The following is an 11,713-nucleotide window of genomic DNA, read 5'->3' on the forward strand; positions in this document are numbered from 1 at the left end:
CTAGCGCGCCGCAACCTCGTCGTCGGACGGATCGACCAGCTCGGGCGCCTGCGGCTGCCGGGGCGTCAACTCGACCTGCGCGGGCGTTGCCAACTCGTCGTCCGACACGCCCAACTCGGCGAGCTTGCGGGCGCTGACCAGCACCCGGGCCTCCAACGAGCCGACCGCCCGGTTGTACGCGGTCACCGCCCCGGCCAGCGACGACCCGAGCTTTCCCACGTGGTCGCCCAGGGTGGAGAGCCGCCCGTACAGCTCGCGGGCGAGGGTGTGCACCGCCAGCGCGTTGCGGGCCAGTGCCTCCTGCCGCCACGAGTAGGCGACGGTGCGGAGCAGGGCGACAAGCGTCGCCGGCGTGGCCAGCACCACGTTGCGGGTGAAGGCGTGCTCCAGCAGCGTCGGGTCACGCTGGAGCGCGACATCGAGGAACGGGTCGGCGGGGACGAACAGCACCACGAACTCGGGTGAGTTGTCGAACGCCGACCAGTACGACTTGGCGGCCAGCGCGTCCACATGCCCCCGCAGGTGCCGGGCGTGCGCGTCGAGGTGGGTGTCGCGACCCCGCTCGTCACGGGCCTCCATGGCCGTCAGGTACGCGTCGAACGGCGCCTTGGCGTCCACCACCACCGACCGGCCGCCGTGCAGCCGGACCACCAGATCCGGTCGGACGACCTGCTGGTCGGTGGCGGCGGTGACCTGCTCGGAGAAGTCGCAGTGCTCCAACATTCCGGCCGCCTCGACGATCCGACGCAACTGGTGCTCACCCCACCGGCCCCGCACCTGCGGGGCGCGAAGCGCCGCCACCAGCTGCTTGGTCTCGGTGCGCAGCTCACCGGAGACGGCGGTCATCGACCGGACCTGCTCGCGCAGCTCGGCGTACGCGTCGACCCGGTCGTGCTCCAGCTCGGCCACCCGCTGCTCGTAGCGACGCAGGGTGTCGTGCAGCGGCGCGACCGCCCGGGCCACCGCCTCCTGGGACTGCGCGGTGGCCTCGTAACCCAGCGCCCGCATGGACTGCTCCAGCCGGCCCTCGCCCTCCCGGGTGGCGGCCAGGGTGGCATCGAGGCGGGCGATGTCGGCCGCCGACCGGGACCGGGCCGCCAGCCAACCGACCGCTCCGCCGGCACCGAGGCACACGACCACCACGAGCAGCGTCGAGACGTCCATCACCGGAGCTTGCCAGACCGGTACGACGTGCGAGCCGGGGGTACGTTCGTTGGCATGGAACTTGTGCTCTGCCTCGTCGTCGTGCTGGTCGGCGCGTTGGGCGCCGCGGCGCTCATCCGCGCCCAGGCTGGGGCTCGCCAACGCACGGCGCTCGGCGACGCCCGCGCGGAGGCGCAGCGGTGGTACGAGCGCCTCGGCGGCCAGTTGATGAACCTGCACGGCGAGGAACCAGCGGTACGTCAGGCGCTGGCCGACGCCGGTGAGCGGTACAACGCGGCCGGCTCGCAGTTGGAGCAGGCGCGTACGCCGCACCAGTTCGGGCTGGCCCGGGAGACCGCGCTGGAGGGGTTGGCGTACATCCGGGCGGCGCGTACCGCGCTGGGCATCGACCCGGGTCCCGAGGTGCCGGCGCTGGCCGCCGCGCGCGGTGTCGGGCAGCTCACCAGGGAGCGCGAGGTCGACGTGCAGGGGCAGACCTTCCGGGCCGGCCCGCAACCCGGCCGGGAGACGCCCTACTACTACCCGGGTGGGCGTTACCAGGGTCGACCGGTGCCGGCCGGCTGGTATTCGACGCCGTGGTGGAAGACGGCGCTGGGTGCGGGCGCCGGGGTGCTCGGCGGCATCCTGATCGCCGACGCGCTGTTCTCGCCGGCCTTCGCCGACCCCGGTTACGGCTATGACGCCGGCTACCAGGAGGGCTTCGGCGACGGTGTCGATCAGGGTGGCGACGGCGGCGACCAGGGTGGCGACTTCGGTGGCGGCGACCAGGGCGGGGACGTCGGTGGCGACTACGCCGGTGGCGACTTCGGGGGCGGCGACTTCGGTGGTGGCGACTTCGGTGGTGGCGACTTCGGTGGTGGCGACTTCGGTGGTGGCGACTTCTGACCGTCGGGCGGATCTGACGAAACGGACCCGGTCGCAGCGACCGGGGTCCGTTTCGCGTTCGGCCTGATCAGCCGGTGTTGCGCATCCCGGCGGCGATGCCGTTGACCGTGGTGAGCAGTGCCCGTTCCAGGGCGGTGCCGTCGCTCGGTGCGCGTCGGCCGCCCGGCGCGGTGGCGATCGCCCGCCCGGCGGCGCCGGACTCCCGGTACTGCCGCAGCAGCGCCACCTGGAGATGGTGCAGCGGCTCGAGGTAGGTGTCTCGGACGGCGAGGGTGCGCTGGAGCACCGGCGAGTTTTCCAGCAGGGCGGGCGAGGCGGTCACCGCCAGCACCTCCCGCTTGGTCAGCTCGTACTCCTGCTCGATCTGCTCGAAGATCGGGTGCAGCTTCTTCGGGACCAGGGTCTCGACGTACCGGCGGGCGATGCTCAGGTCGGTCTTGGTCACCATCATCTCGACGTTCGACAGGAACGTGCGGAAGAAGTGCCAGTTGCGGTGCATCTCGGCGAGCACGTCCGCCAGCCCGGCCTCGCGGGCGGCGGCCAGTCCGGAGCCCACGCCGAACCAGCCCGGCACGATCTGCCGGGTCTGCGTCCACCCGAACACCCACGGAATGGCCCGCAGACCGGACAGCCCCGCGCCGGTGTTCGGGCGCTTCGCCGGTCGGGAGCCGATGTTCAGCGCGCCGAGCAGTTCGGTGGGGGTGGATGCCCAGAAGTACGCCGGCAGGTCCGGGTCCTCGACGAGCGAGCGGTAGGACCGGTACGCCGACTCGGAGACCACGTCCATGGTGGCGTCCCAGCGTTCCAGCTGCTCGGCCGGCTGGCGAGGAGCGGTGTGCAGCAGGGTCGCCTGGAGCACCGCCGCGAGGGTGAGCTCCAGATTTTCCCGGGCCAGGGACGGCAGGGTGTACTTGTCGGAGATCACCTCGCCCTGTTCGGTCACCTTGATCGCGCCGTCCAGCGTGCCGTACGGCTGAGCCAGGATCGCCTCGTGCGTCGGCCCGCCGCCGCGCCCGACGGTGCCGCCCCGGCCGTGGAACAGCCGCAGGTGCACCCCGTGCCGGGCGGCCACGTCGCGCAGGGCGCGCTGCGCCCGGTGGATCGACCACTGGCTGGTGGTGATCCCGGCCTCCTTGTTGGAGTCGGAGTAGCCGAGCATGACCTCCTGCACGTCGCCTCGGGCGCTCACCAGGGCCCGGTACGCGGGCAGCGACAGCAGGTCGTCGAGGAGTTCACCGCCGGCGTTCAGCTCGGCTGGGGTCTCCAACAGCGGTACGAACCCGACCCGGGCCCGCCGGCTGTGCACGTCCACGAGGCCGGCCTCACGGGCCAGCACCACCGCGGCCAGCACGTCGTCGACGCCCATGGTCATCGAGATGATGTACGACTCGATCACCTCGGTGCCGAACCGGTCCTGGGCCTCCCGGATCGTGCTGAACACGTCGAACGTCTTGCGGGTCGGCTCGGTGAGCGGAGTGTCGAGGGTGGACAGCGGTCGACGGCCGGTGAGCTCGTCGGCCAGCAGCTTGGTGCGTTCCAGCCGGGTCAGCGACGGGTAGTCGGAGACCTCGCCGACGGCCTCGTAGAGCTGGGCGAGCACCGCGTGGTGCGCCTCGGCGTGCTCCCGGACGTCCATGGTGGCCAGGTGCAGGCCGAACGCGGAGACGGTACGGATGGTCGAGGCCAACCGGCCGACGGCGGTGAGCTGCCCGGAGTTGCGGGCCAGCGAGGCGCGCAGCAGATCCAGGTCGGCGATCAGCTCGGCGGAGCCCCGGTAGTCCCGGCCCGGTACGTGCGCGGTGCCCTGGCGCAACCGCTGCCGGGTGTTGGCGAGCTTCGCCTTCACGCAGCGCGCCTTGAGCCGGTACGGCTCCTCCGCGTTGACCCGGCGGAACCGCGTCGCCACCTCGGGCAGCGCGTCCAGGTCGGCGGCGAGGCTGGCGGAGAGGTCGAGCGACACCCCGCGCAGCCGGCGGGAGACGGACACCTCGTTGATCAGGTGGTCCATCGCCTTCTCGGTGGCGGCGATGCCGTGCTCGTGCTGGATGGTCAGCACCTCGCGGGTGACCGCCGGGGTGACGAACGGGTTGCCGTCGCGGTCGCCGCCGATCCAGGTGCCGAAGCTCAGCGGCCGGGCCGTCGGTGAGGTCTCCACGCCGAGGGTGCGCAGCGTGTCGGCCAGGTCGTCGAGCACCTGCGGGGCGGCCTCGGCGTAGAGGTCGCGCAGGTAGTAGATGGCGTTGCGGGCCTCGTCGGTCGGGTCCGGCCGGTCGAGGCGCAGCTCGTCGGTCTGCCACATCAGGTCCAGCAGCTCGGCCAGCCGGCGGTTGGCGGGACCCTCGTCGCTGGCGCCGTAGAGGATCGCGTTGGCGGTCTCGGTGTCCAACTCGTCGGCGATGGCCCGCAGCTTGGACAGGATCGAGCGGCGGGCCGCCTCGGTCGGGTGGGCGGTGAAGACCGGGCGCACCGCCAGCCGGCGTGCCGCGTTGGCGATCTCCTCGGCGGGCACCCCGCGCTCGGCGATCATCTTGGCGGCCTGGTCCAGCCAGCCGCCCTGTACGGCGCGGCGGCGGCGCAGATCCCGCGCGCGGTGCACCTGCTCGGTGATGTTGGCGAGGTGGAAGTAGGTGGAGAAGGCGCGGGCCAGCTTGGTGCCGGTGGTCACGTCGAGCCCGCCGAGACGCTGGGCGGCCGCCGGGGCGTCGGTGCGGACCTGGGCGCGGATCTCCTCGACGAGGTCGAGCAGCGGGCGACCCTCCTGGCGGGCCAGCGTCTGCCCGAGCAGGGTGCCGAGCCGGCGGATGTCGGCACGCAGCGCGGCGTCGGGGCCGTCGTGGTCGTGCTGGTCAGTCACGGTGCGCTCCCTCACGTGGATACGAAGGACAGCGCTGTCCGACTTACTGGATGGTATCCGCGCGCACCGGGTGTCTGGAGGGCCCCCTGGTGATCCACTGTCTCCGAGGTGGTGTTTTCGGGCGTGATCTCAGCCACCGTCGCGGGCTGATCCGGGGCCGTCGGAGGCGGACCCGGGGCCGGGGCGGGGCGACCCGGAGCCGGCGGTGGCGGCCCGGCGGCCCCGCACCAGGCTCGCGCTGACCAGGCCGAGTGCGCCGAGCACCGCCCAGAGGGTGAGGGCGATCGCCGGCCAGCCGGCCGATCGCCAGTCGAAGTAGACCGCGGCCTTGGTCAGGTCGTTCGCGAGCCCGGGAATGTTCCACCGGTGCATGCCGCGCAGCAGGCCGGGCAGGAACTCGGGCGCGTAGATGCCGCCGGAGCCGGGGTTGCCGAGCACCACCAGGAGCAGGATGACAAGCGCGGTGCCCGCGACACCGAGCCAGCCCTGGATGGCGCTGGCGATCAGCGCGGCGGCGAAGACGGCAAGCGCGCCGATGGCGGCGATCGTCGGTACGTCGTGGTGCCAGATGTCCAGCACCGGCCCGACCACGACCGCGCCGGCGATGCCGAGCAGCACGCTGTAGACCGCCAGGGCGGCGATCCGCAGCCCGGCCCGCCGTGCCGTGCGGGGGGTGGTGCCGACGGACAGCCCGAGCACGGTCGAGGCGAGGTAGCCGCCGAGCACGAAGCCGACGTTCAGGTAGAAGGGCACCACCCCGCGCGGGTCGGACGAGGTGACCGGCACCCTGTCGACGATCTGTAGCGGGGTGCCGGTGCGGGTGGCGGCGGTGGTGAGCACCTCCCGGATCGCGCTGGTGGCGGAGGGGCCGGAGGCGCTGGCGACGGTGAGGAGCAGGCCGTTGTCGGGGCCGGTGCTGAGCACCGCGTACACCGCGCGGCTGAGCAGGCCGTCCTCGGCGGCGCGGGCGTCGTCGTACCGGATCGGTTTGATGATGTTGGTCTGACCGCGCACGGCGTCGAGCGTCGCCTGGGCGCGCTGGTCGCCGAGGGCGACACCGACCGGCAGGTCGCGCGGGGTGGGCTGGTGCAGCGCGCCGACGTAGGCGGCGATGAACGCGGTGGCCAACGCGAGGGTGCCGAGCAGCAGGCCGATGCTGCGCGGTGCCCAGTCCCGGGCTCGACCCTGCGGGATTTCGTCCATATTGCCAGCGTATGGTCCGGTTCGTCGTTCGCCGGGCGAAAACCGGTTGGCTGGTCGGATAGCTTCTGATCATGGTGTCGCTGCGCTACCCGCCCAAACCGCGGCCGGGAGACCGGGTCGCGGTCGTCTCACCGTCCGCCGGCCTGCCGGCGATCTTCCCCCACGTGTACGAGTTGGGGCTGCGCCGGCTACGCGAGGAGTTCGGACTGGAGCCGGTGGAGTATCCGACCACCCGGGTCCTGGGCGCCGACCCGCGCGACCGGGCCCGCGACCTGACCGCCGCCTTCGCCGACCCGAGCGTCACCGCCGTGCTCGCCACGATCGGCGGGAACGACCTGATCACGGTCACCCCGCACCTCGACGACGACGTGGTACGGGCCAACCCGAAGCCCTACTTCGGCTACTCGGACAACACGAACGTGCTCAACCACCTCTACCGCCTGGGCATGGTCGCCTATCACGGCGGGTCGGTGCTCGTGCACCTCGGCCGTCCGGGCGCGCCGCATCCGCTGACCTTCGACTCGCTTCGCGCGGCCCTGTTCAGCACCGACTGGTACGAGTTGACGCCCGCCCACGAATGGGGTGACCGGCCGAACCCGTGGACCGAGCCCGAGACGCTGGCGTACGAGCCGGAGATGCTGCCCGGCGAGGGCTGGCGCTGGCAGGGCCCACAGCGGGCGGTGCGGGGGCGCACCTGGGGCGGCAACCTGGATTTCCTGCACTGGCTGCTGGCCACCGACCGGGTGCCCACGGTCGCCGAGTTGGCCGGGTCCGTGCTCGTCGTCGAGACCTCGCAGGAGATGCCCGGCGCGCAGGAGGTGTTCCGGATCGTGCGGAACATGGGGGAGCGGGGGCTGCTCTCCGCCTTCCCGGCGATCGTCGTCGGTCGCCCGAAGGCATGGGATTTCGACAAACCGCTGTCGGTGCCCGAACGGTCGGCGTGGGGCGAGGCCCAGCGGGAGGCGATCACCCGCGCTCTCACCCCGTACAACCCGGACGCGGTGGTGGTCTTCGACGTCGACCTCGGTCACACCGACCCGCAGTTGATCATCCCCTACGGCGGCGAGATCCTGGTCGACGCCGTCGATCGCCGGATCTCGGTGCGCTACTGACGGGACCTGCGCGTGGCGCACGCACCCGGTGGGGAGGTGCGTGCGCCGGATCCGCAGGTGTCAGTCGGTCGGGCAGAACACCGATCGCAGCGCGGCCAGGGCGCCCGCGCTCGCCGGCACCGGCGGCAGCCCCCGAACGTCGGCGTCGATGTCGTAGACGTTGCCGGCGAGGACGAACTGCCGGGAGTTGTCCAGGCTGGTCGCCGCGATGCTGGTGAAGCCCGGTCCGCCGCCGTCGGTCGTCCACACCGACGTCGGGCCCTCGGCGCAGGGGACAGTCATGCGTTGCACGCCCAGCCCGTACCCGTCCGGCCCGTCGTCGGTGGCCACCAGCGTCTGCAACGCACGCTGCTGTGCCGGCGCGAGCAGTCGCCCGCCGAACAGCGCCCGGTGGAACCGCGCCAGGTCCGCCGCCGTCGAGATCATCGCTCCGGCGGTCCAGTCGTAGGACGGGCTGAAGGTGGTCACGTCTCGCCCGGCCAGGTCGTAACCGTGCAGGTGCCGGCCGTGGATCTCCGGGTCGGTGACCGGGAACGAGGTGTGCCGCAGACCCAACGGGACGATGATCCGCCGCCGTACCTCGGTTGCCGCATCCCGGCCGGTGACCGCCTCGATGATCAGGCCGGCCAGCAGGTAGTTCGTGTTCGAGTAGCCCCACGAGGCGCCGGGGGCGAAGTCCGGTTGGTGAGCCACCGCGCGGGCGATCACCGCGTGGGGCGAGATGACCCGGTCCCAGTCGTGGTCGTCGAGGTACGGCGTCCAGAAGCTCCGTTCGCCGGTCGGGTCCCAGATGCCGCTCGTGTGGTTGAGCAACTGCCGGACGGTGATCGTCGACCCGTCGTTGCCGTTACCCCGCACGACCCTCGGCAGCCACCGCTCGACCGGATCGTCGAGGGTCAACCGACCCTCACCCACCAGTTGCAGCAGCACCGTCGACACGAACGCCTTGGTGTTGCTGGCGATCCGGAACCGGTCGTCCGGCCGGGCCCGCGCCCCGGTGGCCCGGTCGGCGACGCCCGCCGCGACCTGCCACCGTCGGCCGTCCACCCGCCCGTACGCCACCGCACCGGGGAAACCGTCGGCGACCAGTTGGTCGAGCGCGGCAGCCATCGCCTGGCGCTCCGCCCCTGGTTGGCCGGCATGAGCCGGCACGGGTGCGACGGCGAGTGTGGCGACCAACGAGCCGACCGACACCACCGCGGTCCAGAGCTGACGCATCATCATCTTGCTCCCATCGACGTGACGACTTATGTCCCCGTCGACCCTGTCGACCTACGGCCCGCAGGTGAATGCGGCTCTCCCGCCGGTCGGGTGGGGGTTAACCCGACAGATCACGGCGGGTTGACCGGCTGGGCGGGTGGCGTGCGCGCCGAGCATGCTCGGCGGGGCACCCGGCGCTGGCCGCCGTCCGGGACGATGGCAGCCGGCGTGACGTCGGTCGGGAGGATCAGATGACGCGTCTCCGGCAACTCCGCCACCAGGTCGGGTACGTGCTGGTCGGCCTGCCGCTGGCGGTCGTCGGCTTCGCGTACGCCGCTCTCACGGTCGTGGCCGGCGGCCTGTTCTCGCTGACGCTCCTCGGCCTCCCGCTGCTGTCCTCGGGCATCCTCGGCGCTCGCGGCTGGGGCCGACTGCACCGCGCTCTCGCCCGCGCGGCGCTCGGGCTGCGGGTCGACGCGCCACGCCCGGTCCGCCGACGGCCCGGCCCGGTGGGGTACGTCCGCACCGGCCTGGGCGATGCCACCGGGTGGCGGGCGATGGCCTATCTGATCGTCAAGCTGCCGGTGACCGTGCTCGCGGCGGCGGTGGTCGCGGTCTTCCTCTGCTACCCGGTGTTCCTGCTCAGCCATCCCCTCTGGTGGACGTTCGTCCAGCCGGTCAACACCGACAGCCTCGGCCGGCCGCACCGCGCCGCCCTGCAACTCGGGGACTTCTTCTTCGACACGTGGCCCCGATCGTTCCTGCTGGCGGGGGTCGGTGCCGGGATGCTTCTCGCCGGTCCCTGGCTGCTGCGCGCCGTGCTGCTCCTGGACGAGCTGCTGATCCGCGGCCTGCTCGGCCCGACCACCCTCGACGACCGGGTCGACACCCTCGAACGGACCCGTGCCCTGGCCGTCGACGACGCCGCCGCGCTGCTGCGCCGCATCGAACGCGACCTGCACGACGGCACCCAGGCGCAACTGGTCGCGCTGGCCATGAAGCTGGGGATGGTCAAGGAGAAGCTCGCCGACGGCGCCGGCCCGGAAGCCAGGGCACTCGTGGAGACCGCCCACCGGGACGCGAAGACCGCCATCACCGACCTGCGGGACCTGGCCCGGGGCATTCACCCGCCGATGCTCGACAACGGGCTGGAGGCGGCGCTGGCCACCCTGGCGGCCCGGGGCGCCGTACCCGTGGAGCTGCGTGTCGCGCTGCGTGAGCGGCCGTCGCCGGCCGTGGAGACGATCGTCTACTACTGCGTCGCCGAGTTGCTCACAAACGTCGCCAAACATTCCACCGCCCAGCGGGCGAGCGTCGAGGTACACCACGATGGCGGTCTGCTGCGGGTGCGGGTCTCCGACGACGGCGGTGGAGGAGCCAGGATCAGGTCCGCGGCGCACGCCCTGCCCGGCGGCGGGTTGGTCGGCCTGCGCGATCGGGCCCGTACCGTGGACGGCACGATGCGGATAGACAGCCCACCCGGGGGGCCGACGCTGGTCACCGTGGAACTCCCGGTACGGCCATGACCGGGCTGCGAGTGGTCCTCGCCGAGGACTCCGGGATCCTGCGCGACGGGCTCACCTACCTGCTCACCGACCGGGGACACCTGGTGCTCGCCGCGGTGGCCGATCCGGAGGCGCTACGGGCCGCCGTCGACGAGCACCGGCCGGACATCGCGGTGATCGACATCCGGATGCCACCCACGTACACCGACGAGGGGCTGCGGGCCGCGCTCGCCGTCCGCGCGGCACATCCCGGCACGCCGGTGCTGCTCTTCTCCCAGTACGTGGAGACCCGGTACGCGGCGCAGCTGCTCGCCGGTGGTGCCGGAGGTGTCGGTTACCTGCTCAAGGACCGGGTGGCCGAGGTCGGCGAGTTCGTCGACGCGCTCACCCGGGTCGCTGCCGGGGCGACCGTGCTCGACCCGGAGGTGGTGACCCAACTGCTCGGTGCGGCTCGCGGTGGCGAGGACCTGGCCCGCCTCTCCGAGCGGGAACGGACCGTCCTGGCCCTGATGGCCCAGGGGCGCTCGAACGTGGCGATCGCCGCGACGCTGTTCCTCAGCGTGGGGGCGGTGGAGAAACACATCACCAGCATCTTCGGCAAGCTCGGCCTGCCCCCGTCCGAGAGCGATCATCGGCGGGTCATCGCGGTCCTGCGTCACCTTCAGTCCGGCTGAAGGGATGGTCGTGGCTGGTGGTTCAGCGATCGACGCTGGCCCGGCTGGCCAGTTCAGCGATCGACGCTGGCGAAGGCGCGGACCGGGAAGGTGCCCATGCCGGCCACCCTCGGTGGGGCCGCCGTGAACCGGAATCCGCTCGGCGGTAGCGCGTCCAGGCCGGTCAGGTGCTCCACGATCGGGACGCCGGCGGCGAGCAGGGTGCTGTGCGCGGGGCGTACGCCGCCGGCCGCCGGACTCATGTCGTCGATGTTGATCGAGTCGATGCCGACCAGAGCGGCGCCAGCGTCGGCAAGAGCCTGGGCGGCGTCCCCGGTCAGGTACGGCGCCTCCGGCGCGCCGTACCGCTCGGTGCCGAAGTGCACGTCCCACCCCGTGTGCAGCAGCACCGCGCACCCCGCCACCTCGTACGGCGCCAGCATCAGTCGGTCCACGGCCCGCGTGTCGGCCGGCACTCGCACCAGCACACCGGGCAGGTCGGCGAGGCGGCTCAACGACACCCCGGCGAGGTCGTCGCCGCCGGCCCAGCGGTGGGCCGGGGTGTCCAGGTACGTGCCGGTGTTGGCGATCATGTCGATCCGGGCGACATGGAACTCGGTGCCGGGCGCGTAGTTCGCCCGGGACGCCGCGAAGGTCAGCCAGTCACTGATCCGTGGTGCCGGCCAGCCCGGCAGGGTGACCATCCCGTCGCTGATCACGTGGCTCAACTCGACCAGCCGACGATCGGAGCCGGACTCCTCGACGGCGACGCCCCGACCACCCTTGTGCGGCTCCTCGATGATCGTCTTCGCGCTGATCCGGACCTCGGCGACCATGAGCAGCCCGAGGTGCCGGACGAACAACGCCGCCAGGTCGTCGTCGCTGATCTCCGGACCGGGAATGTCCAGCCGGAACTCCTCGGTGCGCAGCCCACCGCCGTTGGCGAAGCTCACCTGCGCGTCGAACTGTGCCCGCCACTGCCGCATCACACCCGCAACCCGACCACGGCAGCCGCCGATCGGTCAAGATCTACGTCCGTCTACCGGCCGTCCCCGGGCTGGGGTGTCTGGCGGCCTCTGTCCGAATTCTGCGTCCTCCAGCTGGCCAAGATCGTGCTCGATCCAGGAAAGAGTGGGA

At 72.3% G+C, this 11,713-nt stretch carries 9 protein-coding genes; 4 read left to right on the plus strand and 5 right to left on the minus strand.

The window, feature by feature from the left end; all coding sequences use genetic code 11:
- On the minus strand, positions 1–1,164 hold the full coding sequence (locus AB0C25_RS02230; protein ID WP_357241690.1) for a DNA recombination protein RmuC: 1,164 nt from the start codon (positions 1,162–1,164) through the stop codon (positions 1–3).
- A 54-nt stretch (positions 1,165–1,218) separates the two neighbouring features.
- Between AB0C25_RS02230 and AB0C25_RS02235 the strand changes: the two genes are divergently transcribed.
- Positions 1,219–2,049: a hypothetical protein gene (locus tag AB0C25_RS02235; RefSeq protein WP_357368656.1), complete on the plus strand. Its 831-nt coding sequence runs from the start codon at positions 1,219–1,221 to the stop codon at positions 2,047–2,049.
- A 67-nt stretch (positions 2,050–2,116) separates the two neighbouring features.
- Here the strand turns inward: AB0C25_RS02235 and ppc are convergent, their stop codons facing one another.
- Positions 2,117–4,903, minus strand: a complete 2,787-nt coding sequence (ppc, locus tag AB0C25_RS02240; RefSeq protein WP_357368658.1) for a phosphoenolpyruvate carboxylase — start codon at positions 4,901–4,903, stop codon at positions 2,117–2,119.
- Between the two features lie 129 nt (positions 4,904–5,032).
- On the minus strand, positions 5,033–6,106 hold the full coding sequence (locus AB0C25_RS02245) for a hypothetical protein (RefSeq protein ID WP_357368659.1): 1,074 nt from the start codon (positions 6,104–6,106) through the stop codon (positions 5,033–5,035).
- Positions 6,107–6,177: 71 nt separating this feature from the next.
- Between AB0C25_RS02245 and AB0C25_RS02250 the strand changes: the two genes are divergently transcribed.
- Entirely contained in the window at positions 6,178–7,218 is a 1,041-nt protein-coding gene (locus AB0C25_RS02250) for a S66 peptidase family protein (RefSeq protein ID WP_357368661.1), read from the plus strand.
- Positions 7,219–7,278: 60 nt separating this feature from the next.
- Here AB0C25_RS02250 and AB0C25_RS02255 read toward each other — a convergent pair whose 3' ends face one another.
- Complete coding sequence (locus AB0C25_RS02255; RefSeq protein WP_357368663.1) at positions 7,279–8,442, minus strand: serine hydrolase domain-containing protein; 1,164 nt, start codon at positions 8,440–8,442, stop codon at positions 7,279–7,281.
- A gap of 227 nt (positions 8,443–8,669) precedes the next feature.
- Here AB0C25_RS02255 and AB0C25_RS02260 point away from each other — a divergent pair, with 227 nt between their 5' ends.
- Positions 8,670–9,944: a sensor domain-containing protein gene (locus tag AB0C25_RS02260; RefSeq protein WP_357368665.1), complete on the plus strand. Its 1,275-nt coding sequence runs from the start codon at positions 8,670–8,672 to the stop codon at positions 9,942–9,944.
- A gap of 5 nt (positions 9,945–9,949) precedes the next feature.
- On the plus strand, positions 9,950–10,597 hold the full coding sequence (locus AB0C25_RS02265; RefSeq protein WP_357369038.1) for a response regulator transcription factor: 648 nt from the start codon (positions 9,950–9,952) through the stop codon (positions 10,595–10,597).
- 53 nt (positions 10,598–10,650) lie between these two features.
- On the opposite strand, the gene AB0C25_RS02270 is transcribed toward AB0C25_RS02265, so the two are convergent.
- Positions 10,651–11,562: a cyclase family protein gene (locus tag AB0C25_RS02270; RefSeq protein WP_357369040.1), complete on the minus strand. Its 912-nt coding sequence runs from the start codon at positions 11,560–11,562 to the stop codon at positions 10,651–10,653.
- Positions 11,563–11,713: the final 151 nt, after the last annotated feature.

Source organism: Micromonospora sp. NPDC048839 (assembly GCF_040649915.1).
Lineage (GTDB): Bacteria > Actinomycetota > Actinomycetes > Mycobacteriales > Micromonosporaceae > Micromonospora.